This window comes from Martinezella calliandrae (assembly GCF_030272695.1).
In the GTDB taxonomy this organism is placed as follows: domain Bacteria; phylum Pseudomonadota; class Alphaproteobacteria; order Rhizobiales; family Rhizobiaceae; genus Rhizobium; species Rhizobium calliandrae.
Genome location: NZ_JARFYN010000049.1, coordinates 1 through 25,787 on the forward strand (window position 1 = coordinate 1; position 25,787 = coordinate 25,787).

Annotated in this window: 21 protein-coding genes and 3 pseudogenes; 12 read left to right on the forward strand and 12 right to left on the reverse strand. The window is 59.6% G+C overall.

What is annotated here, in order from left to right:
• The 7 genes and pseudogenes from PY650_RS27655 to PY650_RS27685 all read left to right on the forward strand — a co-directional run.
• A pseudogene (locus PY650_RS27655) lies at positions 1–166 on the forward strand (bifunctional methylenetetrahydrofolate dehydrogenase/methenyltetrahydrofolate cyclohydrolase); the annotation flags it as partial.
• Between the two features lie 112 nt (positions 167–278).
• A complete protein-coding gene (locus PY650_RS27660) occupies positions 279–1,412 on the forward strand; it encodes an aminomethyl transferase family protein (RefSeq protein WP_285882859.1) in 1,134 nt (377 codons plus the stop codon).
• 11 nt (positions 1,413–1,423) lie between these two features.
• Positions 1,424–2,029: a dimethylamine monooxygenase subunit DmmA family protein gene (locus PY650_RS27665; protein WP_285882861.1), complete on the forward strand. Its 606-nt coding sequence runs from the start codon at positions 1,424–1,426 to the stop codon at positions 2,027–2,029.
• Entirely contained in the window at positions 2,026–2,991 is a 966-nt protein-coding gene (locus tag PY650_RS27670) for a PDR/VanB family oxidoreductase (RefSeq protein WP_285882863.1), read from the forward strand. The genes PY650_RS27665 and PY650_RS27670 overlap by 4 nt, the downstream gene beginning before the upstream one ends.
• A 27-nt stretch (positions 2,992–3,018) precedes the next feature.
• On the forward strand, positions 3,019–4,059 hold the full coding sequence (locus PY650_RS27675; RefSeq protein ID WP_285882864.1) for a heme-dependent oxidative N-demethylase family protein: 1,041 nt from the start codon (positions 3,019–3,021) through the stop codon (positions 4,057–4,059).
• A 70-nt stretch (positions 4,060–4,129) separates the two neighbouring features.
• Complete coding sequence (locus PY650_RS27680) at positions 4,130–5,467, forward strand: trimethylamine monooxygenase (RefSeq protein WP_285882866.1); 1,338 nt, start codon at positions 4,130–4,132, stop codon at positions 5,465–5,467.
• A 117-nt stretch (positions 5,468–5,584) separates the two neighbouring features.
• Positions 5,585–6,184 (forward strand): methyl-accepting chemotaxis protein, encoded by a 600-nt coding sequence (locus PY650_RS27685; protein WP_285882868.1) that lies wholly within the window; start codon positions 5,585–5,587, stop codon positions 6,182–6,184.
• A 3-nt stretch (positions 6,185–6,187) separates the two neighbouring features.
• Here the strand turns inward: PY650_RS27685 and PY650_RS27690 are convergent, their stop codons facing one another.
• Positions 6,188–8,557 (reverse strand): trimethylamine N-oxide demethylase, encoded by a 2,370-nt coding sequence (locus tag PY650_RS27690; protein WP_285882870.1) that lies wholly within the window; start codon positions 8,555–8,557, stop codon positions 6,188–6,190.
• 245 nt (positions 8,558–8,802) lie between these two features.
• Here PY650_RS27690 and PY650_RS27695 point away from each other — a divergent pair, with 245 nt between their 5' ends.
• Positions 8,803–10,587 (forward strand): trimethylamine N-oxide permease, encoded by a 1,785-nt coding sequence (locus PY650_RS27695; protein WP_285882872.1) that lies wholly within the window; start codon positions 8,803–8,805, stop codon positions 10,585–10,587.
• 307 nt (positions 10,588–10,894) lie between these two features.
• On the opposite strand, the pseudogene PY650_RS27700 reads toward PY650_RS27695, so the two are convergent.
• From PY650_RS27700 to PY650_RS27745, 10 genes and pseudogenes are all read right to left on the reverse strand, one after another.
• A pseudogene (locus tag PY650_RS27700) lies at positions 10,895–11,563 on the reverse strand (ABC transporter ATP-binding protein); the annotation flags it as partial.
• Positions 11,564–11,609: 46 nt separating this feature from the next.
• Entirely contained in the window at positions 11,610–12,560 is a 951-nt protein-coding gene (locus PY650_RS27705) for an ROK family protein (protein WP_285882874.1), read from the reverse strand.
• The gene (locus PY650_RS27710) at positions 12,557–13,282 is read right to left on the reverse strand and encodes a ribulose-phosphate 3-epimerase (RefSeq protein WP_285882876.1); all 726 of its coding nucleotides are present in this window, start codon (positions 13,280–13,282) and stop codon (positions 12,557–12,559) included. Before PY650_RS27710 ends, PY650_RS27705 begins: the two co-directional genes overlap by 4 nt.
• A complete protein-coding gene (locus PY650_RS27715; protein ID WP_285882878.1) occupies positions 13,279–14,109 on the reverse strand; it encodes an alpha/beta fold hydrolase in 831 nt (276 codons plus the stop codon). Before PY650_RS27715 ends, PY650_RS27710 begins: the two co-directional genes overlap by 4 nt.
• Positions 14,109–14,927, reverse strand: coding sequence for a sugar phosphate isomerase/epimerase family protein (locus PY650_RS27720; RefSeq protein ID WP_285882880.1), 819 nt, complete (start codon positions 14,925–14,927; stop codon positions 14,109–14,111). The genes PY650_RS27715 and PY650_RS27720 overlap by 1 nt, the downstream gene beginning before the upstream one ends.
• Positions 14,927–16,003: a Gfo/Idh/MocA family protein gene (locus tag PY650_RS27725; RefSeq protein WP_285882882.1), complete on the reverse strand. Its 1,077-nt coding sequence runs from the start codon at positions 16,001–16,003 to the stop codon at positions 14,927–14,929. The genes PY650_RS27720 and PY650_RS27725 overlap by 1 nt, the downstream gene beginning before the upstream one ends.
• Positions 16,004–16,014: 11 nt before the next feature.
• Positions 16,015–16,833 carry a sugar phosphate isomerase/epimerase family protein gene (locus tag PY650_RS27730; protein WP_285882884.1) on the reverse strand — a complete coding sequence of 273 codons (819 nt, stop codon included), beginning with the start codon at positions 16,831–16,833 and terminating at the stop codon, positions 16,015–16,017.
• Between the two features lie 4 nt (positions 16,834–16,837).
• Positions 16,838–17,674, reverse strand: coding sequence for a carbohydrate ABC transporter permease (locus PY650_RS27735; protein WP_285882885.1), 837 nt, complete (start codon positions 17,672–17,674; stop codon positions 16,838–16,840).
• Positions 17,671–18,603 (reverse strand): carbohydrate ABC transporter permease, encoded by a 933-nt coding sequence (locus tag PY650_RS27740; RefSeq protein WP_285882887.1) that lies wholly within the window; start codon positions 18,601–18,603, stop codon positions 17,671–17,673. The genes PY650_RS27735 and PY650_RS27740 overlap by 4 nt, the downstream gene beginning before the upstream one ends.
• A gap of 1 nt (position 18,604) precedes the next feature.
• Positions 18,605–19,939 carry an ABC transporter substrate-binding protein gene (locus PY650_RS27745; protein ID WP_285882889.1) on the reverse strand — a complete coding sequence of 445 codons (1,335 nt, stop codon included), beginning with the start codon at positions 19,937–19,939 and terminating at the stop codon, positions 18,605–18,607.
• Positions 19,940–20,118: 179 nt separating this feature from the next.
• On the opposite strand from PY650_RS27745, the pseudogene PY650_RS27750 reads away from it, so the two are divergent.
• Both PY650_RS27750 and PY650_RS27755 read left to right on the forward strand, forming a co-directional pair.
• Positions 20,119–21,266: pseudogene (locus PY650_RS27750) on the forward strand (Gfo/Idh/MocA family protein).
• Between the two features lie 21 nt (positions 21,267–21,287).
• Positions 21,288–22,241 carry an alpha/beta hydrolase gene (locus tag PY650_RS27755; RefSeq protein ID WP_285882890.1) on the forward strand — a complete coding sequence of 318 codons (954 nt, stop codon included), beginning with the start codon at positions 21,288–21,290 and terminating at the stop codon, positions 22,239–22,241.
• 19 nt (positions 22,242–22,260) lie between these two features.
• Here the strand turns inward: PY650_RS27755 and PY650_RS27760 are convergent, their stop codons facing one another.
• On the reverse strand, positions 22,261–23,295 hold the full coding sequence (locus PY650_RS27760) for a LacI family DNA-binding transcriptional regulator (protein ID WP_285882891.1): 1,035 nt from the start codon (positions 23,293–23,295) through the stop codon (positions 22,261–22,263).
• A gap of 240 nt (positions 23,296–23,535) precedes the next feature.
• On the opposite strand from PY650_RS27760, the gene PY650_RS27765 reads away from it, so the two are divergent.
• A complete protein-coding gene (locus PY650_RS27765) occupies positions 23,536–24,489 on the forward strand; it encodes a sugar kinase (RefSeq protein ID WP_285882892.1) in 954 nt (317 codons plus the stop codon).
• Entirely contained in the window at positions 24,486–25,784 is a 1,299-nt protein-coding gene (locus PY650_RS27770; RefSeq protein ID WP_432761593.1) for a D-tagatose-bisphosphate aldolase, class II, non-catalytic subunit, read from the forward strand. Before PY650_RS27765 ends, PY650_RS27770 begins: the two co-directional genes overlap by 4 nt.
• Positions 25,785–25,787 lie beyond the last annotated feature (3 nt).

The following is a 25,787-nucleotide window of genomic DNA, read 5'->3' on the forward strand; positions in this document are numbered from 1 at the left end:
CAAGAGCCGCCTGGTCGGGGACGTCGCTTTTGCTGAGGCTGCGGAAGTTGCCGCCGCCATAACCCCGGTGCCTGGCGGCGTCGGCCCGATGACCATCGCCATGCTGATGGCCAATACATCCATTGCCGCCCATCGTGCAGCCGGCAGAAAGGTGCCAAAGTTCTGAGAGAATACCGTTGGGCGAGGCCGATAAAATCGTTGCTATCCGCTTGCCACGGCGCAAAAGACGATTATAGTCAAGAAATAAATATTCCATACAGGAAAAAAGAGGGAACGAAATGACGTTATCTTGGCGTTTCTCCGCCTTGGCGGACCGGCATCGCGCTCTGGGGTCGAAGCTTGAGGACTGGAGCGGAATGGGCACCGCCTGGACCTACGATAAGGACATGTCTGAAGAGCATATCGCCATCCGGACAAAAGCCGGCATCATGGACGTCTCAGGCTTGAAGAAGGTTCACCTTGTCGGCCCGCATGCCATCGCCGTCCTCGATTACATCACCACCCGTGACATGACGAAGATCTATCCCGGTCGCTCGGTTTATGCCGCGATGCTGAACGACCGCGGCCATTTCACGGAGGATTGCATCGTTTATCGCACCGGTCCGAATTCCTGGATGCTGGTCCACGGCTCGGGCTCCGGCCAGGAGGAAATCGTCAAGCAGGCGACGGGCCGCAATTGCGCGGTTCTGTTCGACGACGATCTGCACGATCTTTCGCTGCAGGGGCCGATCGCGGTCGATTATCTCGCCAAATATGTGCCTGGCATCCGCGATCTCAAATATTTCCACCATTTGCAGACCACGCTTTTCGGCGCGCCGGTGATGATCTCGCGCACCGGCTATACCGGCGAGCGTGGCTACGAGATCTTCGTGCGCAGTCAGGATGCCGTCATGGTTTGGGATCGGATCGTCGCCGAAGGCGAAGATATGGGAATTATTCCCTGCTGCTTCAGCGTCCTCGATATGTTACGCGTCGAAAGTTATCTGCTCTTCTATCCCTACGACAATTCTCAGATGTATCCCTTTGCCGATCAGCCGCCTGGAGACAGTCTTTGGGAACTCGGCCTCGACTTCACCGTCAGCCCCGGCAAGACCGGCTTTCGCGGCGCTGAGGAACATGCGCGCCTGAAGGGGAAGGAACGCTTCAAGATTTTCGGCATGCTGATCGATGCCGACGGTCCGGTGGACCTTGGCGACGAGGTCTTTGCGGACGGAAGGAAGGTCGGTGTCATTACCTGCCCGAGCTATTCCCGGCTGACCAATAGGTCCATGGCGATCGCCCGCCTCGACGTTGATAAGGCCGTGCAGGGCACGAAGCTCGAGGTTCGTGGCAAGAATGTCAAAGCCGGTGCAATCGCGCACACTCTGCCATTCGACGATCCGGAGAAAAAGAAGCGGACCGCTATCGGTTAAGGGAGCGCGCCATGCTTGTTGAAGGCATCAAGAGCCGTCCCGTCTACAAGGGCCTGATCATCCAGCCGAAGGCACGCAAGCATATTTTCGCTTTGGAAGGCGAGGGCGCGCTGGCCCTCATCGAGCAGCAGGCAGCACTTGACGAAGCGGCGCTCGCTCGAAGCGAAGTCCTTTATGTGGCGCGCGGATCGCGGGGCAAGGGTCACGATGAGACACTGCGTGGGCTCGGCGCCGATATGTTCTTTGCGGCGCCGACCATCGCGACGCTGCTCTTCCGCCTCAAAGGTTCACTCGCCACCGCCCATATGGGCACGCGGCTTTATATTGCCGGCACCGAGGGCTTTATCGGCCAGGCGATGATGGTGGCGCTCGATTACGGCATGGACCACGCCTCGGTCATGACTGAGCACCGTGGTTCTCTCGCGCGTCGTGTGCAATGTGTCCACTGCAAAGGCATTAGCGAGGACGTCACCCATAGCCCCTTTGCCTGCAGCCATTGCGGCCTTTCACTGCTGGTACGCGATCATTATTCGCGCCGCCTCGGCGCCTTCCAGGGCGTCAATATCGATGCGGAAGAGCCCGGAAATGCACCCAATCCAGAGGAGCTGTTCCTGTGAGTGGTGGTACTGAAATTCCCGTTCGGGTGACGAAGGTGACGTCGGTCGCCCATCGCATCAAACGTTTCCGTTTCGAGCGTCTGGACGGCATGCCGATGCCCTATTTCTCCGGTGGCGCCCATGTCATCGTCTCGATGAACGATGACGGCCACATCAGGCGCAACGCCTATTCACTGATGTCACCGCCACATGATTGCGCAGCCTATGAGGTCAGCGTACTGCATGTTGAGGATTCGCGCGGTGGCTCCGCCTTCATGCATGAGAAGGTGAGCGAAGGCGATGAGCTGAAAGTCAGCTTTCCGGTCAATCTATTCCAGCCGGATTGGCGCGGCCGCAAGCATCTACTGATTGCCGGCGGCATCGGTATCACGCCCTTCATCGCGATGATGGAACAGTTTTCCCGCGAGAGCGCCAATTTCGAGCTGCACTACGCGGTGCGCAGCCGCGACCGGGGCGCCTATTGCGAGGAACTGGCCGCGCGCTATGGCTCGCATCGGGTGAAGATCTATTGCGACGCCGAGGAGAATTATATTCCAATCACCCGCCTGCTCGACAGCCAGCCGCTCGGCACGCATCTTTATGTGTGCGGCCCCTCCGGCATGATCAACGGAGTGCTGAAGGCGGGATTGGAGGCCGGCTGGCCGGAGCAGAACCTGCATTGCGAGCGCTTTCTCTCCTCACAGCCCGGCAAGCCTTTCTCGATTAAGCTCACGCGTTCCGGCAAGACAGTTCATGTCGGCCATCACGAGAGCATGCTGGAGGCGATCGAGGCGGCAGGTGTCGACGCGCCTTTCCTCTGTCGCGGCGGGGCCTGCGGACAGTGCGAGACCGCGGTCGCCGCCTGCGAGGGCAAGCTTTTACACCACGACGTCTATCTGACCGACGAAGAAAAGACTTCCGGCCGCAAGGTGATGATCTGCGTCTCTCGCTTCGAGGGAAATACGTTGCATCTCGACCTCTAGGCATCGGGCCGAACCAGGAGAACGGACATGGCAATCGCCTTCAAGCAGGAAACCTTCCGGGACGACTTCAGCTATCGAAACAGTCCGGAAAATATCCGGCGTTTTCCCTTTCCCTTCGATCGCGACGAGTACATGTATTCCGTCAATATGGAACCGCATGTGAAGGGGCAAAAGGGAACCGTTTACGAAAGCCTCATCGATGTCGATGAGCACTATGTTGCCGAAATGCGTGACCGGGCCCTGGTGCTGAAGGAGGATCCGCTACGCTACCAGGCGCTGCCGCACATGATGACGGCACAATGGGACACGTTGGAACTGTTGATGGAAGAACAGGCGGCCGGCTATCCCGAACACTTCTCCCTGATCAAAAACGGCGACCAGTGGCGCTGGATCAACCGCCCGCTCGGCATCGACGACAGTTTCACCTTCGGCGACCGTTCGACGCTGCCCTATGAGCCGTTCGAATATATCACCCGTCAGGCCCAGGGCGACTTCTGCATCGTCGACCAGCGGGATGGCAATCTCTGGATGGATGCCGGCATGGTCACGACCCAGGCCGACTGGTCGCTCGATTTCGACATCGGCATGAATTTCATGGAATGGCACGGGCCGGTGCCGCTCGCCCATCAGATCGGTGTTTTCGACCGCGCGCTGAAGTTCCTTCTAAACTTGCAGCAGGGCAAGCCGACGCGACGCTTCAACTGGACGATGACCATCAATCCGCGCCTGGACACCAGCCCGGAAAACTATCCCAAATGGGGTCCAGACCGCACGACGGTGACGCCCGACAATGTCGGCGAGAAGGTGCATCTGCGCGTCGAGCTGCAAAGCCTCTGGCGCCTGCCGCGTTCGAACGCAATCCTGTTCGTCATCCGCTGCTATCTGATGAACATGAGCGAGCTCATCACTGTCCCGAAATGGGCACGACGGTTTCCGCGGGTGCTGCGCACGCTGCCGCCTGAACTCATCGATTACAAGGGGCTGACACGCTTCCGCGAGACCACGATCGACTGGCTTTCAAAATACGACGACGGGGCCTCGACCAGCCCCGGCTTCTTCCCGGATTGACGCGCAACGACGCGTCAGAACGACCGCAATGCGACAAGAATTTCGATTATAATCGAGAGGGGAATGCTTCATGACAAGAGTTGCCGTTATCGGCGCGGGTCCCTCGGGGCTGGCACAGTTGCGCGCCTTCCAGTCGGCTGCCAAGAAGGGTGCCGACATACCGGAAGTCGTCTGCTTCGAAAAGCAATCGGACTGGGGAGGGCTTTGGAATTACACCTGGCGGACCGGCCTCGACGAACATGGCGAGCCGGTTCATGGCAGCATGTATCGTTATCTCTGGTCGAACGGCCCGAAGGAGTGCCTGGAATTTGCCGATTATTCGTTCGAGGAACATTTCGGCAAGCCGATCGCCTCCTATCCGCCGCGCGCCGTGCTCTGGGACTATATCAAGGGCCGCGTCGAGAAAGCGGATGTGCGCAAATGGGTTCGCTTTAGCACGCCGGTACGCATGGTGCGCTTCGATGAGGAGACGAAGAAATTCTCGGTCACGGCGCACGACCGCGTCGAAGATCGCATGTATGACGAGGAATTCGATTATGTCGTCGTCGCCACGGGGCACTTCTCGACGCCGAACGTTCCCTATTTCGATGGTGTAAAGACCTTCAACGGCCGCGTCCTGCATGCCCACGACTTCCGTGATGCGCTGGAATTCAAGGGCAAGGACATTCTCATCGTCGGCCGCAGCTATTCGGCCGAAGACATTGGCTCACAATGCTGGAAATATGGCGCCAGATCGGTGACGACGAGCTACCGCTCGAAGCCAATGGGCTTCAAATGGCCGGAGAATTTCGAGGAGCGGCCGCTACTGACCAGGCTCGAAAACAAAACAGCCTATTTCCTCGATGGCTCGAGCAAGGCAGTCGACGCGCTGATTCTCTGCACCGGATACCAGCACCATTTCCCCTTCATGCCGGACGAGTTGCGCCTGAAGACCGCCAACCGGTTATGGGCCGACGGCCTATATAAGGGCGTGATCTTCCACAAGAACCCGCAGCTCTTCTACATCGGCATGCAGGACCAGTTTTACACCTTCAACATGTTCGACGTGCAGGCCTGGTGGGCGCGCGACGTCATGATGGGCCGCATCAAGCTGCCGCCGGAAGAGGAGCTGAAGGCGAATTTCGATATGTGGCGTGCCCGCGAGGAAACGCTCGAAGATGCTGAGCAGATGATCTGGTATCAGGGTGACTACGTGAAGGAGCTGCTTGCCGAAACCGACTATCCGAGCTTCGACATCGAAGGCACGAACAAAACTTTTATGGAGTGGGAGCACCACAAGGCGGAAAACATCATGGGTTTCCGCGACCATGCCTATCGTTCGCTGATGACCGGCAACATGTCGCCGAAGCATCACACGCCTTGGGTCGAGGCGCTCGACGACTCGATGGAGGAATATCTGCGCAATTGAGATTTCCCAAGACTGCGTAACCGTGAGGGCCGCTCGTAGCGGCCCTTCTCGGTGCGTTTGAAATGAGACGACGCAACTTGATCTGCAACTCCTCTTCTTTCTACGGGCGTGGCCTTCATGGATTTTCAGACGAGCATTCTCGGCCGCATGAGCGGGTTTCTCTATCGCTGCCGTGCAGATGAAAACTATACGATGCTGGAGATGACGGATGGCATCGAGCGCATTTTTGGCTATCCGGCCGATGAGATCATTGGCAATCGGGCACGAAGCTTTACTTCGATCATGTGCGAGGACGATGTGCCGCTGATGGACAAGATCGTTGGTACGGCGCTCGAAAAGCGCGCCGACTGGACGATGGAATACCGCATCCGTCACAATAACGGGCATCACATCTGGGTGACGGAAACCGGTGGCGGCATTTGGGACGAGAACGGCGAACTGCTCTATCTGGAAGGCAGCATCATCAACATCGAGTCGCTCTATCAGCGCATCGACGAGCAGACCGCCGGCATGCGCGTTACCGCCTCCAAGACCAACGAGATCTTGCAATCGCTGCGTTCCCTGAAGCTGCTCGCCGTCAATGCCGGAATCGAGGCAGCAAGGGCGGGCACAGCAGGATCGGGCTTTGCGGTACTGGCGGCCGAGATGCGCACGCTCGCTAACTCTTCAGAAGAGGCGGCGCGAGCGATTTCCAACGCCCAGCACAAGGCGGGTTGAAGCTCAGGACCGCGGCCGCGTCTTCTGCGGGTCGTAGTGTGAGATTGGCACGACGATGGCCGGCAAGCGCTTCTGCTGGCCATCGAGCTTGCCGATTTCGACCGTCGTACCGACGGCGGCATGGGTCACGTCGATGCGGGCAAGCGCGATCGTCTTGCCGAGGATCGGCGAGCGTGTGGCGCTGGTAACAACACCGATTTGTGCTCGGCCGATATGAACACAATCGCCATGGCTGACGGCTTCATTGGCCTGGATATCCAGCCCGACCAGCAGGTGGCGCGGGTTCTCCTTGCGGCGGATCAGCGCCTCGCGACCGATGAAATCGTCCGCTTTGGATTTCAAGGGCACGGTGAAGCCGATGCCAGCCTCGAAAGGGTCGGTCTGATCAGTGAATTCGTGATGGGCGAAAATCAGTCCCGCCTCAATGCGCACCATGTCGAGGGCTTCGAGACCCATCGGCTTCAGACCGTGCGGCTGGCCCGCCTGCCAGACGGCGTCGAAGACTGTCAAAGCATCCTTGGGGTGGCAAAAGATTTCGTAACCGAGTTCGCCGGTATAGCCGGTGCGCGAGACGACGACAGGAGCGCCCTCGAAGCCGCCGATGCGGCCGACAGCGAAGCGGAACCATTCGAGTTCGCCGATCGTCGGCTGGCGCGGCGCCGTCCAGATGATCTCCTTCAAAATGTCGCGGCTCTTCGGTCCTTGTACGGCGATATTGTGCATCTGGTCAGTCGATGAGCGCACCCAGGCCCTGAAGCCTTTCTTCTCGGCCTGCTCGCGCAGCCAGATGCCGCTATAGTCATCGCCGCCGATCCAACGAAAATTCTTGTCACCGAGCCGGAAGAGCGTGCCATCGTCGATCATGCCGCCGTTTTCGTAGCACATGGCGGAGTAGACGACCTGGCCGGTCGAAAGTTTGCGGACATCGCGCGTCAGGCAATATTGCAGCAGTTCCTCGGCATCCGGTCCCGTCACCTCGAACTTGCGAAGCGGCGAGAGATCGATAATCGCCGCTCGTTCCCGGCAGGCCCAATATTCCTCGACCGGGCCTTCAGCGGCAAAACGGTTCGGCAGCCAATAGCCGCGATATTCGGTGTAATCCCGCGTCAGGACGGAGAGGCGGGGGTGGAAGGCGGTTTCCCGCGTTAGTTCGGGGTCTGAATCAGGGGTCATGCGATAGGCTACCGCTCGTGAGAATTTCTCTGTTCCGGAAAATGTGCGGACATGGATATCCGTCGGATCCCAGCCGTTCGCCGCATCGATATCGTCAGGGCAGGAGGAGGAGACGCAGACAAGATCGGTCAGCGCCCGCATCAGCACATAATCGCCCGGTCGCGACCAGGGCTCGTCGAGGTAGAGCTGATTGTTGTGATCGATATTGGTGTTATAGAAATAGTTGAGCGCTTCCCAGCCCTTACGGCCAGCGATGCCGTAGGGTGCCAGCGCTCTATTGAAGTTGTCGGTGCAGTTTGCATGCCCCGGATAGCCCATATCGTCATAATAGCGGGAGTTGCAGGCGGTCGCGAAGGCGTCGTGACGGCCGACCGTGTCCTGTACGATCTCTACCAGCGGTTCGAAATCGCGGTCGAAGGCTTTGGACGGCAGGCCCGGCGCAGGATAACTGCGGCCGAGCAAGGTGCGCGTGACGGTGGAATCGAGCGCCAGATCCAGGCCCTTGTCCACCTTGCGCGCGGCAAAGGCCTGGAAATCGGTGCATTGCCGGCCATAGACATCGATAATCTGAATGAACTCTCCCGCGCGGACGAAATAAGCGGAAGCGGTTGCGGCCCTGATGCGGATATCTTCGATCGGATCGGCCATCGGCTCGGGCAGGGCGGAGAGATAGTCGCGGATGCGCTGGCTGCGCCGGATCCGAATTTCGATCGGCGTTGCCGTATCCTGCAACTGCGGCGACATGGCTTCCCCCGGCGCCGCGATGATCAGCAAGCCTTCCAGGGCAATGGTAAATTCGGCCTTGCTGCCGGGAGATGAGGCTTGTCCGAAGACTAGAACGGCACCAGTCGAAGAAAGATCGGCGCCACGCCGCTCAAGAGTGGTGCGGGTACGGATCGCACCTTCCGCGTCCGACGACAGGATGGCCTTCAGCCCTTCGGCGGCGTTGGTAAAGCCGGTGCCGAGGCCCTCAGACTGGAAACGCCCGTTCTTATCGAGGAAGGAAAGCTCGCAGGCCTGACCGCCCTCGCTGTCGATCGCCGTGACATGATCACCCGGCTCGACGCGCACGACGAGCGATCCACCGCCCTTGCAACGGTAGCGCTCGGTATCGCGCGGCAACGCCGGAATGCCCGGATAGCGGACGATGCTTGCCGAAACGGGCCGAACGCCGACCATCGTCGGATGGAGATTTCGCATGAGACCCTCTCGGGGGAGTGATGTGCATCGTGGCACGCAAGTCATGCTGACAAAATGCCATTCGAAAGTAAAGAGATATTGACTAAAAAGAAAAAATCTTCACTATCTATAAAGGGTCGAGACTCGGAAATCCGTGTGGGAATACGGACGTTAAAACCACCGGCAGACCTGCGATGCCATGGGAGGCACGTTCAGGGAGACGTACGAGCGATACGTCCGGAACAACAGAATGGGGAACTTCATCGATGACGGATTTAGTCGACGCCGGCGTTGCAGCCGGCACCGAAGGTAAGCTTATACGCGCGCTCGACTGGAAGGGCGCATTCTGGGTTGCTGCGGGCGTGCCGCCGCTCGTTCTCTTTTCCATCGGCGGCATCGCGGGTGCGACCGGCAAACTCGCCGTCGCCGTGTGGATCATCTCGATGATCATGGGATTCTTGCAATCCTTCACCTACGCGGAAATCGCCGGCATGTTCGGCAACAAATCCGGCGGCGCTTCGGTCTATGGCGCGACCGCGTGGCTGCGCTATTCGAAGTTCATCGCGCCGCTCTCGGTCTGGTGCAATTGGTTCGCCTGGTCGCCGGTGTTGTCGCTCGGTTGCGCCATCGCAGCCGGCTATATTCTCAATGCTTTTTTCCCGATCCCGGCGGCCGATTCGCAGGCGGTTATCGCCTGGATCAGCGCGCATGCCGCTTCCGTTACGGCCGATAGCCCCCGCGTCGCTGAATATATTGCAGCCCATGCCGGTACGTCGCCAGAAGACGCCGTCAAGGCCTTGCTCAGTGCTGACGGCGTCGCCGCCTTTACACCGGCGATCCGGAACTGGTCGCTGATCAGCTTCGGTATCCCTTTCCTCGCAACCGCCAACATCAATGCCACCTTCTTCATCGGCGGCATTCTGATGCTAGTCATCTTCGCGATCCAGCATCGCGGCATTTCGGAAACGGCAAGTGTCCAGAAATGGCTGGCGATCATCGTTCTCGTGCCACTGCTCGTCATCGGTCTTTATCCGATCATCAGCGGCCAGATCGTTGCCGCGAACGTCACCGGCCTCGTGCCGCCGACGGCAGCCTATGCCGGCACGGATGGGACCTGGAGCAATGGTGGTTGGACGCTTTTCCTCGGCGGCCTGTATATCGCAGCCTGGTCGACCTACGGTTTTGAGACGGCCGTGTGCTATACCCGCGAGCTGAAAAACCCGAAGACTGACACCTTCAAGGCGATCTTCTATTCCGGTCTGGTCTGCTGCTTGTTCTTCTTCCTCGTGCCCTTCGCCTTTCAGGGCGTGCTCGGCCATGCCGGCATGCTGGCACCGGGCATCGTCGACGGCACCGGCGTCGCCGAAGCGCTCGGCGGCCTCATCGGCGCCGGCCGCATCGTCACCCAGCTCCTCGTTATCTTGATGATCCTGGCGCTCTTCCTTGCGATCATGACGGCGATGGCCGGTTCGTCGCGCACGCTCTATCAGGGCTCCAAGGACGGCTGGCTGCCGAAATATCTCGATCATGTCAACGAGAACGGCGCGCCGACCAGGGCGATGTGGACGGACTTCGCTTTCAATCTCAGCCTTCTGGCGATCGCGTCGGATGCAAGCGGTTATTTCTTCGTGCTCGCCGTCTCCAACGTCGGCTACATCATCTTTAACTTCCTGAACCTCAATTCGGGTTGGATCCATCGCATCGACTCCGGCCACATCGAACGCCCCTGGAAGGCACCGACCTGGCTGATCGGTCTCAACACAGTTCTCGCCTTCGTCAACGCGCTCTTCCTCGGTGCCGGCGCCAAAGTGTGGGGCTACGCCAACGCTCTCTGGGTCGGCTTTGCCTTCGCCGCGCTGATCTTACCGGTCTTCGCGTATCGACACTATGTGCGCGATGGCGGCAAGTTCCCACCCGGGGCGATGGAGGATCTCGGTCTGGTCGGACAGGATTTGGGTGTAAAGAAGGCGGGCACTTTGCCGTATGTAGCGCTCGCCGGCGGCCTTGCCATCGTGTTGATCGCCAATTGGATTTTCCAACTGCCGGGGTAGGCCGAAGCACCATCGCCATTTCCCGTCGACACCTCCATTTATCGTCGGCAGTGGCGAAGCTTGCAAATGATCGGATGGCGTCGAAGGGGTGCCTGCGCGAACCGCAAACACCCCTTCGGCGCTCCATCCTTCAAAGGCCGGTGCGCCGGCGCCGCCAGTGAGCTGGGCGGAAACCTCGTCGGCACGCTTGGTGAGGGCGCGCGATTGGTCCGTTCAAGGCGGAAGTTGCGTCAGCACTGAGATTGGCTTGCCAGTCGGGGTGGGTGATTACGTTGGCCAATCAAGCAGGCGGCTCAGATGCCTAGTTCAATCTGGCGAATACGCCGTCGGGGCTGGAACTTTCGACGGTCGCAGGCAGAAAATTCATCTTTGGCGAGCCGAGGAAGCCGGCCACGAAGATATTTGCGGGGCGATTGTAAAGCTCGAGCGGCGAACCGACCTGCTCGATACAGCCGCCGTTTAGAACGACGATCTTGTCGGCCATGGTCATCGCCTCGATCTGATAGTGCGTGACGAAGATAATCGTCGCAGCCAGTCTTTCGTGCAGGCCCATGAGTTCCAGCCGCATGTTGACGCGCAGCGCTACATCGAGGTTGGAAAGCGGTTCATCGAACAGAAAGATTTTTGGATTTCGCACGATTGCGCGGCCGATGGCCACGCGCTGGCGTTGACCGCCCGACAGATCCTTCGGCCGGCGGTCCAGCAAATGCGACAGCTCCAGAACCTTTGCCGCTTCCTTGACCTTGTGGTCGCGCTCACTCGATGAAACACCGGCAGTTCTGAGCGCGAAACCTATGTTTTCAGTAACAGTCATGTGTGGGTAGAGCGCATGGGATTGAAACACCATTGCCAGGCCGCGTCGCGATGGATCGATATTGTTGGCACGAGTACCGTCGATCACAAGATCGCCGCCGGTGATCTTCTTTAGGCCGGCGATCATGCGCAGAAGTGTGGATTTGCCGCATCCGGAAGGACCAAAGAGAGAGTGTCCGCATCTTCAGGGCTCAAAGACCCGGGGCGATTTATTCATTACTCCTCAGGACGAGACTGGCTGCGCCGATCAGACCTGCATGACCTCCGAGTTGCGCGGGAACGATCGGCACGTCGCGATAGGCCGGCATGGCGCGATCGCGTATGGTCGCGGTCATGGCTTCCTGCAGGAGGTCGAAGCCGTGCGATATGCCGCCACCCATCACCAGTATGTCCGGGGAGTAGAGGTGGAGCAGATTGGTAAAGCCGATCCCCAGCCATCGCGCCTCGCCATGAAGCAGCTCGAGGGCTTGCGCGTCGCCTTTTCGCGCCGCTTCAACGACGTGCCGTCCGGTCACGTCCGCATCCCCCGACAGTTGGCGCAGCTGCGAACCATCGAACTGTCGGGTGCGTGCCGTTGCCCGTCTGCCAAGAGCCGTCCCTGAGGCGACCGCTTCGAAACAACCGATCGCACCGCAAAAACACCGCTCCCCCTCGTTTGTGATCGTCATGTGGCCGATTTCCGCCGCCAGACCACGTCTGCCATGCAAGATCCTCCCATCAACAATCACGCCGCCGCCGATACCGGTCGATACGGTGACGAAAACCATCGACCGCGCACCGCGCCCGGCGCCGTATCGCCATTCGCCAAGCGCGGCCGCATTCGCATCGTTTTCGAGCCGAACTGGCAGTTGGAAACGGCTGGAGAGAATGTCAGCCAGCGGAACCTCGTACCATCCGGCCAAGGTCGGCGGCGCAATAACGATGCCGGCCTCGGGATCGAGGGGGCCGGGCGCGCCGATCCCGATTCCGACAGGAGAAAGATCGGGCGTTTGCGCCAGCACTGCACCGGCCAACAACTCGATCTGCTGGATCACGGCAGCCGGACCTTCGGCCGCATGCGTCGGAACGACCGAGAACGACAGAAGGTTTCCCTTGTCGCTCACGAGAGCGGCGCGAAGCTCCGTTCCGCCAAGATCAAATGCAAGGGCAACCTTTTTCACCAAACGCGGCTCTCCAATCCATGCAGCCAGGCGATCCGATCACCGAGGTTCTTGTCGCCGAACGCGAGCGATCCGAGGACGACGGTTTGCGCTCCGGCTTGTCGCAGAAGCGGCACGGTCTGTTCGCGAATGCCGCCATCGGCAGCCAAGATGACTTGATTTTCCCGGCCGGTCTGCTTCAGCAGCGAGCGCGCCTCGATCAGCCGGTCGCAGGCATTTTCGGAAAGGCTTTGCCCTTTGACGCCGATCGAGGTGCCAAGCAGGGTCACGAAGGCGACATGGTCGATGAATGGCCGGACCACCGAGACCGGCGTTTCGAGCCGCAGCACGACGCCAGCCGCCGCGCCGAGTTTCTTGGCAAGCGCGATCGCACGCAAGCCCGCCTCACCATTCTCGGCATGAACGCTGATAAGATCGGCACCCGCCTCGATGAATTGGCGCGTCTGTTCCTCGACGATTTCAGCTTCGACCATCAGATGAACGTGGATCGGCCTTTCGGTTGCCTTGGCGATACGCGCAACGAAATCCGGAAAGAACAGGAAGCCCGGGGTAAAGCGCGCATCGGCGACATCGATATGATGCAGGTCGGCATAGGGCTCTATGCGCCGAAGATCAGCCTCCATGTTGGCGAGGTCGGCCGACCACAGCGAGAATTCGCCGAGCAGCCGATTGCGAGGAAGTGCTGCGATGGCCGCCGGGCCTGAAAGAGTCTTGAGTGTCATGATGAAAAGAGGCTCCGGATGGACTTCGTTGCAAGGAAAGTGGCGATCGCGTCTTGAACTTCGGCGAAATGCCGTGCCCTATCGGCCGCCTTGGGAGCGACTTCGACAAAGCTTGCGCCGGGAATGGTATCTGCGAGAGCACGTGCACAAGCGAGCGGATGGATAGCATCCTGTTCGCTCCCGATGACAAGGGCAGGGACGGTGAGCGCGGCGGTTGCCGCTTGCGACACACCCGGGCCGTCAGCCGCGATATCGCCCAGCACCGATGCGAACGCGACGGCATTCGGCCGGTCGAAATAGCTGATGAGGGAGGCGAAGTTGTCGGGCGCGTTCACGCGCACCTCCATGCCGATCTGCGAACCGGCGAAGCGCTCCTTGGCTTGGGCAATCGGATGGGAGCGGAGCAAGGCCGCGACAGCGCGAACCGGCTCCAGATTGGCTGGTGCGGCGGTAAAGCTCCAGGCCGGACGGACAAGAACGAGGGCCGCGACACGGTGCGGGTGGAGATGAGCGAGATAGAGCGCAACTGCCGCCCCCATGGAAATGCCGCCGGCGACAAAGCGATCAAATCCGCGATCCGTTGCCGCGGCCAGCGCGTCCTCGGCAAACATCCGAAGCGAAAAGGGCCTGACGTCGCCAAGCGATGATGCGCCATGTCCGCGGCATTCGACCGTGATGCGCCGCACCGCTCCATCGGATGGAAAGGTCTGCGCAACCTGCGCCTCATCGCCGCCCAGGCCGTGCTGGAAGAGGACGGGCAGCCCTTGCCCGCTGTCGAAAACAGCAAGGCTGACATTGCCGCGCATGAAGCCCGTTGCAGCCCCCATCAGACTAGTTCCTTGAGAAAGGCCCCCACCTGCGGAGCCTCCGCTGCCGAAAGGCCGTGCGTGACGAGCGGACCGTCGAAACCTACCGAGCGCAGCCGCGCGATAAAGCCGGGGAAATCCACCACGCCCGTCCCCGCAGTCGCAAAGCGCCCGTCGGCGTGGCGATCTTTGGCATGCGCCATGGCGATATGCCCGGCTGCTGTCTCCACAGCGCGCCCGACAATGGCGCGCGCTTCCCCTGGCGTCGCGCTTTCAAAGAGGTTGGCAGGGTCGAGGACGATGCGCAGCCTTTCCGATCTCATCTCGGCAATCAACCGCGTGGCGTCCGCAGCCGATGTCACGATATTCGCTTGCTCGGGCTCGATGCCGAGATCGACGCCATGGGCCTCCGCCAGCGCCAGCGCTTTCGACATTTCCGTTGCCATGTCCATCCAGGCGGCCGGGTCGGTGTTGTCAGGGTGGTGCGCCCACTGATCGCTGGGATGGCGCGTGCCGGTGCAAAGTGTGACGAGTGGGATCGAAAGTGCCGCCGCCGTCTCGATGACGACGGCGAGCTGAACGAGGCCTTTTTGACGTACCGACGGGTCGGGATGGGCCATGTTGTAGGTACCGGACAAGGCGGCGAGCGTAACGCCCGTCGCTTGCGCTGCCGCCCGGGTTGCCGTCACCAAAGATGCTGGCACGGCGTCTGGCATCGAGGCCAGCCCGCAGCAGGCGAGGTTGAACTGCGTGCCGGCATATCCGCTGTCGTGCACCGCAGATAGCACGTTCAGGGGATCGGTCCCGGGAAAAGTCTTGGCGAAGATCCCGACCTGCATCAAACGGCTCCCGTCACGGCCGCGAGCTCGACACGCTCGCCGCTCTCAACCGACCGCGCGATCGCCACCATCGCCCGGATCGAGGCGATACCGTCTTCGACATTGGCGCCCTGCATGGGAGCGCCTTTCAGCGCGGTATCGGCGAGGCCTTCGAGCTGCCGGCGGAAGAAATGCCCGTCCGCGCCGAGCGGCTTCCTGGTCGTTGCATCCTTCTCATGAAAGATCTCGACTTCGCTGGAGCGGAAATACCAGGGATTGAAGGTCTTTGCGAGCACGGAGCCATTTTCGCCATAAAGCTGGAAACCCTCGTGCCAATCCATGCGGACTGCGACGGTGAGATCGAGATGGCCGAGGGCGCCATTGGCGAATTCGGTTTCCGCAAACCAGCAATAGGCTCCGGCACGCTCTAGCAGGCGGGCGCGCACGGCGACGATATCGCCGCAGAAGAAGCGGGCGGTGTCGACCAGATGGGAGCCATGCGCCAGCATGAAATATTGCCTGAGATCGGCTTTTAGATTGCCGGCCGGCTTGCGCGCAAGCTTGCTGGTGATGGGAAGCGGCTGCACCGCATCGGTGTTAGTATAGCGGTGGGTGGAGTCGCAATACCATGCCTTCAGCGCCAGGATCTGACCGATGTCATCGCGGACGAAGTCACGGGCGGCCTGAAGAGCGGGATCAAAGCGCTTCATGTGCCCGACCTGCAGGATCTTGCCGGAGCGTTTGACGGCTTCGGCAAGCTGCTCGCCTTCCTCGACCGAAACGCCGATCGGCTTTTCGCAGAGCACGTGCTTGCCGGCTTCGAGCGCCTTGATGGACATCGGCACATGATAGGCGTCCGAGGTGGCGACGATGACCGCCTCCAAGTTAGGGTCGGCCAGCATAGCGTCGTAGTCGCTGAACATTTTCTGCGGCTCATAGGTCGCGCCCATGCGCGCGAGCAGATCGGGTGCTGCATCGCAGATTGCGTAGAGATCGGCATTCCTAGCCTTCACGCAGGATTCCAGATGCGCAAACTGGGCAATCGGCCCACAGCCGAGGACACCAACGCGAAGCCGGCGATTTTCCTTCTCGATCATGATCCTCTTCCTCAAGCGCCGTAGTCGCGCATCGTTTCGCGGTTGGCCTTTATGGCTGCGGCAGGGTCGGTAGCGGCCGTCCCGGATTCTTCTTCCAGCACCAACCATCCGTTAAAGCGTGGCGCCTGTGCGACGAGATCGAGCACTGCCGGCGTATCGAGAACGCCTTTGCCGAGCATTGCCCATCGGTCGTTCGCATCGACGTCCTTGAGGTGCAGATAGCGAATGCGATCCTGGTAGGTTCGCATCGTATCGAGGATATCATCGTGTCCGCGCAGGATGTGACCGGTATCGGGAACCCAGCCGACCAATGCGGGATCGAGCAGCGCGAAGATCCGATCGTAGTCCGTGCGATCGAAGAGCAGGGTGTTGTGATGCGAACTCGGATGGACGGCGACCTCGACGCCGGATGCTTTACCAAGCGCGCCGGCGCGATTGTAGAACTCGGCAGCGACAGCGAACTTGTCATTACGTGACCCGTCCGAGACGATCGTTGCCGAGCCGATCGAGACAAACGCGCCAGGAAACTGTGCCGCGTGGTCGATCCAGCGTTGGGCTGTCGCCAGATCCTTTTCCATCGCGTCGGCGACCGTGAAGCCGCTTTTGGAGCCGAAAGCCAGGGATACGAGCTGCAACCCAACATCTCTCAGAGCCCTGGCGAATTCGCTGGGCTTTGCAGCATAATGACCGATCATCGTGTCTGTGATTTCGATACCCGAATAACCGCCGGCGGAAATGGCCGCGAGCAGGTCGTCGGGCGTTCCAGTCCAGGCGTTGCCAAGCATTTCCCATGTGAATGTCTGGCAGCCGACCTTAAAATCCTTGGTCATATCACTATTCCTTGATTCCGCCCTGTGTCAGGCCTTCGATGATGTGCCGTTGGAAAAAGAGGACCAACACAATCAGCGGCACAGTCACGACCGCCGAGGCGGCAGCGATGTCTCCCCAGGGCACGTAATACTGGTTGGTGAAATTGGCGATGCCCACCGGAATGGTCTGGCTGTCGCTGTCGGATGTGAATGCGAGCGCGAACAGAAACTCGTTCCAGGCGGTGATGAAGGCAAGCAGACCGGTCGTTACGAGGCTCGGAAGCGACATCGGCAGGATGATATGCCAGAGCAGCCCGATCACGCCCACGCCGTCCATGCGCGCGGCTTCGTCGATTTCTCGCGGGAGCGTTTCAAAATAGCCGAACAGAACCCAGGTCACGAGCGGCAGCCCTAGCGCCAGATAGGTGATGATCAATGCTCTGTAGGTATCCAAAAGTCCGAGGTCGGAGGCGATCAAATAGAGCGGTCCGACAAGCGCGATCTGCGGAAACATCGAGACCGACAGGATCACCATGAGGATACCAAATCGTCCCTTCACGTCGAGACGCGAAAGCGCAAACGCGGCTAGAGAACCGACGATCAGGCAGAGAGCCGTGGTGGCGAGCGATACGACCAGCGAGTTCAGCACGTAGTGGTGCAGGCCCTTTTCGACGAAGGCATTGTAATAATGCTCCAGCGTGAACGGATGCGGGATGAGCGAAGGCGTTCCTTCCGTCAGCGCCTTGTCGAGCTGTAACGAGGTTGAAAACTGCCAAAGGAACGGGCCGGCGGACCAAACGAGAATGAGGAGCGCGCCGGCGTAGATCATGACGCTTTGAAGAGGGGAGCGGGTGCCGTTCATGTGGTCTTCCTTATCTGCCTGATGAGGAAGAGGCAGAACGCCACGGCGATCAGCCCTTCAGTGATGAACATTGCGGTCGAAACGGCTGAGCCGTAACCGAACTGCAACGTCGAAAAGAGAATCTTATAGGACAGCGTCGAAAGGGTTTCCGTGGAATCGGCCGGACCGCCGCCGGTCAGGACATAGACCAGGTCGAAGACGCGAAACGCGTCGAGCGCCCGGAAAAGACCGGCGATAAGCAAGGTCGGAAGCAATAGGGGCAGGCGAATATTCCAGAAGATCGTCCACGCCTTGGCGCCGTCCATGCGCGCAGCCTCGATCAATGATTTCGGAACGGTCTGAAGACCCGTCAGCAACAGCAGCGCCATGAACGGCGTCGTTTTCCAGACATCGGCGAAAATGATCGTCGTCAGCGCGGTTTCGGGCGCGCCGTACCAGTTGACATTCTGATCGATCAGTCCCGCATGAAGCAGGATGAAATTGATGATCCCATGTTGTCCGTCGAACAGCCACCCGAACATTTTCGACGTGACGACCGTTGGCATTGCCCAGGGAACGAGCATTGCCGCACGGATCACGCCGCGGCCGCCGAAAGCTTCGCAAAGGATCAGTGCCATGCCCAGACCGATCAGGGTCTCGAGCCCGGTCGATGCGACGGTGAACCAGATCGTGTGCCACCACGCATTCCAGAATGACGGATCCGCCGACAGTTGCAGATAATTGGCGATGCCGATGAAATCGTTGTCCTGCGTAATTAGGGAACGGTTGGTAAAGGAGAGGTAGACGCCATTGACAATCGGATAGAAGGAAACCGATCCTAGCGACATGAAGGCCGGCAACAGCAAGAGCCAGGGCCAGAGGGCGCCTGGAAGCGCCCTCGACGATTTTTGTGTTCGGCCGGCGGCGGGGGCCGTCACTGCGGTAGCCATGTCAGGCAACGATCTTGTTGATCTGTTCGGCAGCAGCCTTCAGTTCAGCTTGGACGTTGCCGCTGACCAACGCCTTGGAAATGCCGGACTGCAGAGCCAGCGTTACCTTGGCATATTGCGGCGTGATCGGTCGGGGTGTGGCACCCGTAAAGACGTTTTGAAGACTTGCCATGAACGGCTGCTCGGCTTTTAGTTTCGCATCCTGGAAGATCGCGGGCCGCGAAGGTGCGAGGCCGAAATTCAAGGCGAGACGAGTTTGCGTTTCCGGAGACGACATCCAGGTCAGGAACTCGATCGCCGCTTCCCGCTTCTTGGAATTGGCGTTGACGCCAAGCTGATAGCCGCCGAGGCACGCAGCGCTTTTCCCGCCGGCAAAATGCGGTAGCGGCGCAACAGCGACCTTGTCGACGACGTGCGAGGCTTTCGGGTCCTGCGCGATCGGATAGACATAGGACCAGTTGCGCATGAACATCGCTTCGCCCGAGGTAAAGGGCTGACGCGAAGGCTCCTCATCCCAGGAGAGAGCGTTCTGCGGGCTGATCTTCGTCTTGTTGATCGTATCGTACAGGAACTGTATCGCCTCGACCGCCGCCTTCTCGCCGATGATCGAGGATTTGCCGTCATGCGCCAGAATGGAACCGCCATTCGAGGTGATGACTTCCACGGCATCGCAGATCAGGACCTCGGCCTGCTTGCCTTGCCAGAGATAGCCGAACTTGGCATCGCCGGCCTTCTGGGCAGCGGCGGCCATGGTCGCCATGTCTTCCCAGGTGTCTGGGACCTTGCCGCCGTGCTTCTCAACGAGGTCCTTGCGGTAGTAGAACATGCCGGAGTCGACAAACCACGGGAGTGCGGTCAGCTTTTCATTGTAAGTGCAGGCAGCAAGGGTTCCGGGAAAATAGTCGCCGCGCTTCTCTTTCGGGAAATATTCATCAAGCGGTAGTGCCCATCCTGCTGCCGCAAAGCCGGCGATCCAGATCACGTCTTGGCTGAAGACGTCGGGCGTTCCGGTGCGGCGCGCCAATTGCTGGATAAGGCCCTGATAGACCTCGGTCGACGAACTCGGCGGCGGAAGCTCGATAAATTTGACCATGATGCGGTCTTGCGACTCGTTATAAGCCTTGACGAGATCACCAAGGCCCTCCTTGCCGAAGAAACTCGCACTGGCAAAGCTGATCTCCGTGCGATCGGCAGCGCGTGCGGTGCGCATGCCAAGTTCTGACGCGACACCGAGAGCAGCAGCGCCTGCGGCACCAAGCAGCAATTGGCGACGGTCGAGCATTGCGGAAAATCCGGTCGCGTTCGAACCGGGTGACGCTTTTTTGGAATCAGGCATGGTTTCCCTCCCAGGAAAGACTGGCGACCTCCACAATCTCCGCGCCAGTATTCTCATATGTTTCATAAAAAGTTATCGCGCGTCAAGAAATAAGATGCTTTAAGTCATGTTGGGACGCATCGGTCAGTTTTGTCCGTTGCGCACGCAGCAGTCATCGAATCCAGGGAGGGATAAGAAATATGCTAGAGAAAACAGAGGGAAAATTTGGTGTCGGCATCATAGGGTGCGGCAACATATCGATGACTTACCTGCGTAACGCCGCACTGTTCGCCGGTATCGAATTGCGCGCATGCGCCGACATTTCCGCTGACATCGCAGCCCTTCGCGCCCGCGAAAACGGCATTCGCGCCGTGAGCGTCGACCAACTGCTTGCCGATCCCGAGGTTGACCTCATTCTCAACTTGACCGTTCCCGCAGTGCATTTCAACGTTACCATGTCCGCCTTGTCCGCGGGCAAGCATGTGTTCACGGAAAAGCCGCTTGCACATCGGCTAGAGAGGGGCGGGCGCTGGTGGCGGAGGCGAAGGGTCGCGGTTTGCTGCTCGGCTCGGCACCTGATACTTTCCTTGGCGCCGCTGGCCGGCGTGCTCGGCGTCTCATGGAGGAGGGCGCAATCGGCCGTCCGGTAAGCGGGACGGCATTCATGATGGGGCGCGGCATGGAGCATTGGCATCCCAACCCGCAATTCTACTATCAACCAGGCGGCGGTCCGATTTTCGATATGGGACCTTACTACCTGACGATGCTGGTCAATCTGCTCGGCCCAGTGGCGCGCGTCATGGCGATGGCGACGAAAGGCCAGGACGAACGCCTTATCACCGCCGACGGACCGTTCAAGAATACGAGGTTCAAGGTTGATACGCCGACCAACGTCCTGTCATTGCTGGAATTTCGGTCCGGTGCGACGGTTAACTTCGGCGCGTCCTGGGATGTCTTCCGCCATTCCAACCATCCGATTGAGTTGCATGGCACCGAAGGCTCGCTACGCCTGCCGGATCCGGATGCATTCGGCGGGACGGTCTCCCTGTCCGAACGGGGTGCGGATTGGCGTCATTTTGAAAGCGATGGCGAACTTTACGGTGAAAGAAACTGGCCGTTCGCGGCGCCTGATCGGGCGAATTATCGTATGCTGGGCGTGGCTGACCTCGTGCGGTCGCTTGAGGAGAACAGGCGGCCACGCGCGTCCGGGGAGCTGGCCCTTCATGTGCTCGAGATCATGGAGGCCATTCTTCTATCTGGCGAAACCGGGCAGTCGGTTGGCGTTCGCGAAAGTCTGACGCCGCCGCCGCTCCTTGGTGAAGATGAAGCGCGCAGTTTTTTGGCCTGATCGCGGAAGGAAGAAGCCGATATGACAGACCAGCTTGATGAGAGCGTTCGATCACTTCTCGATATAAGCAATCGGTCGAATACTCGGTCGCTTGAGACCGGCACAGCTCAGCAAGCCCGTGTCGATTACAATGCGGGCTTCCCGGCACTCCAGGGTGCCAAGGAGGCAGTCGCTTCGGTAGAAGATCGCCAGATCAGCGGCCCTGACGGTTCTATTACTGTGCGCATCTATCGCGGCTTCGGAGCACCCTCCAAGGATGGCCCGGGTCTTCTCTATTTTCACGGCGGCGGCTGGGTGATCGGCAATCTCGACTCCCATGACGAGATCTGCCGATGGTTCGCAAATCTCGGCAAATGTACCGTGATCTGCCCGGACTATCGCTTGGCGCCGGAACATAAATTTCCCGCGGGATTGATGGATTGTGCCGCCGCGCTGGGGTTCATGGCAAAGTCTGCCACCGATTTCGGCATCGATCTCAGACGGATCGCGGTGGCTGGCGACAGTGCCGGCGGCAATCTTGCGGCCGTGTTGGCGGTGATGTCGCGTTCAGGCGCCGCCCCACGGCTTGCGGCACAATTGCTCATCTATCCCAACACGGACGCCACGCAGACGGCCGACAGTTATCGCCGCTATGCCACAGGCTTCGGTTTGACCGCGACGACAATGAAATGGTTTCGCGATTACTATGTTCGCACTGCCGCCGATATTGTCGATTGGAGGGTCTCGCCATTGCGGGCCGAAAGCGTTGCGGGGGCGGCTCCGGCATTCATCGCCACGGCCGGCTACGACATTCTCGTGGACGAAGGTACGGCCTATGCCGAGCGGCTGCGGCAGGAGGGGGTTCGCGTCGTCCTACGCCATTGGCCCGGCCAAATTCACGGCTTTGTGTCGATGGGGAGATATGTGCCCCAGGCACGGCAGGCGGTGCAGGAAGCGGTGGCGGCATGGCGCAGCTTTGAAGAGGCTCCGGATTGATGGGATCGGCGACGCCGCTTCATGCTGATTGCCGCATAACCAGTGTCCCGTCCAGGCTGACTTTGAGTGCGATCGTTGGAACCGGCGCCTCCTTGTCGCCGAGAAGCGCCAGTAATGTATCGACGCTTTTTGCCGACATGGAAGCAAAGTCTTGCGCCATTGTCGTCAGCGGCGGGCAGGTGTAGCGGCTCAAGGGGTGATCGTCATGGGCCGCAACCCGAAGGTCGTCGTCCTTCTTGCGCCCGACCCTCAGCCCGTGTGCGAACGCCGCAGCCATAACGCCAAATGCGAGACGATCATTGGCGCAGAGGATGGTTTTACTGGGGAGCCTCTTTGCATCGAGGATGGCGTCCATCTGTTCGTATCCGACGCGCTCGAAATCCCATGTGTAGGCGGCATTGGTCTTGATCACCACCGGCTCGTAGCCCGAGGCTTTCATCGTGGCCACATAGCTCGCCAGTCTCTCCGGTGAGTTGTGGTTGACATGCGGTATGTCGAAATAGGCTGGCGGCTCTCCGGACCTGCGGAGGTATTCGACAATCGTTGCGACGCTTTGGTAGTTATTGTTGCCAATGAACGGCGTGTTGCCTTCGATATAGGTGTCGAAATAGACGATCGGCAGATTTTGCGCCAGTTTTTCGAAGGCGCGCGGATCGGATTTCTGCCCGAGCGGTGCCGCGAGCGCACCCGCCACCTTCAAAGACAGCATCGTGCTGACGGCCTCGGCTTCGAGTTCCGGCAGGCCGTGCGAGGAAAACACGATCGGCCAGTATCCCTCGTTCCGCAACCGCAATTCGAGGCGGTTGACCATCTCGGCATAAAATGGGTCGGTGAGAGCGGGAACCAGAATGCCGATATTGCGCGTTCTTTTCCGATTGAGGTTTCGCGCGTAAAGATTAGGCTGATAGTCCGACGAGCGGAGTGCGGCTTCAATCAGCGCGCGCGTCGTCGGCTTTACGCTCGTCGGATCATCAAAATACTTGGAAAGGGTCGGGCGCGAGACGCCGCAGGACTTCGCGAAATCCTCCATTGTCCTATGCGTCAGTTTTTCCATCGCAAGTCGACCATTCTTCAAACCACTGTTTCTGTCAGCGATCGTTATGCGTCTGTGCGGAAAGAGGCGCAACTGGCAAGTAAGTTTCAGGCAACTTTTTTCGGGTCCTGCGTCACGCTAAAACATTACGTGCGCAAATTTATTAATTGACGCATAAAATTACAAGCCGTAGAAATTCCACTTGACCGATCGGCCACCTCAACCAAAAAAGAGATTTCTCTGGAAGCGAGTTCGTCCCTCATGAAGAAGATCGTTAGCGCCGGGGAGATCGTTGTCGAAATCATGGCAGATCAGCTCGATCAGAGCTTAGCCAAGCCTGGGTTGCTTCACGGGCCATTCCCGTCGGGTGCACCGGCAATCTTTATCGGTCAAGCTGCGCGACTGGGTCAGCCGGCTGGCTTGATCAGCGCCGTTGGTGAAGACGATTTCGGTCAGATGAACATCGACAGGCTGCGCGATTGGGGCGCCGACGTCTCCGCTGTCACGGTTCACAAGGGGCGAGCGACCGGCACGGCCTTTGTGGCCTATCGGGCAGATGGCTCGCGCCACTTCGTCTTCAACATCAGGAATAGTGCGGCCGGATTGATGGAGATCGGGCATAGAGCGCAAGCCTTGTTAGCCGGCGCCGATCACTTTCATGTCATGGGCTCTTCCCTGTTTTCCGAAACGGCGATCGCCGTCATTCTTGCAGGCATCGAGGCGGTCAAGGGCCACGGCGGCACCGTTTCCTTCGACCCGAATATACGAAAAGAGATGATCGAATTGCCTGGCATGCGCGAGGCGCTGGACCAGGTGCTGGCTCGAACCGACCTCTTCCTGCCCAGCGGTGCGGAACTTTTCATCTTCACCAAGGCTGAAGACGAGGCGTCCGCAGTCGCCGAGATGCTTCAGCGCGGCATATCGGCAGTCATCGTCAAAAAAGGATCAGAGGGTGCGGTTTACCACGACCAGCACCGCCAGGTCACCGCGGCCGGTTTCTCCGTCCAGGAGGTCGATCCGACGGGGGCGGGCGATTGTTTTGGCGCGGGCTTCGTCTCGCTTTGGCTAAGGGGCGCGCAGCCTGAGGAAGCATTGAGGTTCGCCTGCGCCTGCGGCGCGCTCGCCGTGACACGCAAGGGACCGATGGAGGGAATTGCCAGCTTTGTCGAAGTCCAGGCCTTTATGTCCGATGCGACCGAGGGTTCAGCGTCTTGAGGCCCGCGACAGAACGATTGGCCAGCATGCCGCGTAACCGTGGTTTCGGCAGGCCATCTGGCATTACCTCCGTCTGCTCTGCCCATCCGGTGGTGATCGAAGCGGCGCTCATCCACGGCAGGGGCCGCAGTAGTGATGTGCTGATCGAAGCGACATGTAATCAGGTCAATCAGGATGGCGGCTATACCGGCATGACGCCCGCTGCTTTTCGCGCCTTCGTCGAAAAGATTGCGCTAAAAGTCGACTTTCCCCAGGACCAACTCATTCTCGGTGGGGATCACCTGGGGCCAAATCCCTGGAAACATTTGGCCGCCGACGAGGCGATGCGCAAAGCCAGCGAAATGATCGACGCCTATGCCGCCGCAGGCTTCACCAAACTCCATCTCGATACAAGCATGGCTTGCGCGGACGATCCTCAGGCGGTCCCCAATGAGACGATTGCATCCCGGGCAGCCCAATTGGCCGCGGTGTCTGAAGCAGGAGTACACCGATCGGGCGCGCAGGCTCCAAGCTACATCATTGGGACTGAGGTTCCTGTTCCGGGCGGTGCGGTGGAAGCGCTCGACCATATGCATATCACGACCCCAGCGGATGTCAGAGAAACCGTGGAGCTTCACCGCGCTGCATTCTCCCGTCTCGGGCTGGACGAGGCTTTCGCACGCGCGATCGGCATTGTTGTCCAGCCGGGCGTTGAGTTCGGGAATGCGGAGGTTATTGCCTATGGACGCGAAGCAGCGGCCGAACTCGTCGCTACATTAAACGACATACCGCAGTTTGTTTTCGAGGCCCATTCGACGGACTATCAGAGCTCGCAGGCACTTAGTGACCTTGTCGGCGACGGATTTGGGATTTTGAAAGTCGGCCCTTGGCTGACCTTTGCTCTGCGCGAGGCGCTGTATGGACTAAGCGCTATTGCCGAGATCCTGGTGCCGAACACGGTCCGAGAAACCCTGCCCGTCGCCATGGAGCGGGTCATGCTTTCATCTCCGGATCATTGGCAGAAATATTATCCAGGGGATGCGCATCAACAATATGTCCAACGACATTACTCCTTCAGCGACCGAATCCGTTATTATTGGACAGCACCCGCCGCGCAAAATGCAGTGAACGAGCTTATGTCGGCCCTCCGGGGACTGACAATTCCGCGACCGCTGATCAGTCAGCATCTCGGCCATCTTGAGCCGGTAGTCGCATCCGGATCTCTAACGCCTGAGGCAGACGCAATCGTCCTTGGCAGTGTTGTTCGCGTGCTCGATATCTATGCGGACGCTATCAATTCAGCTCGGCAAAGGTAGCGG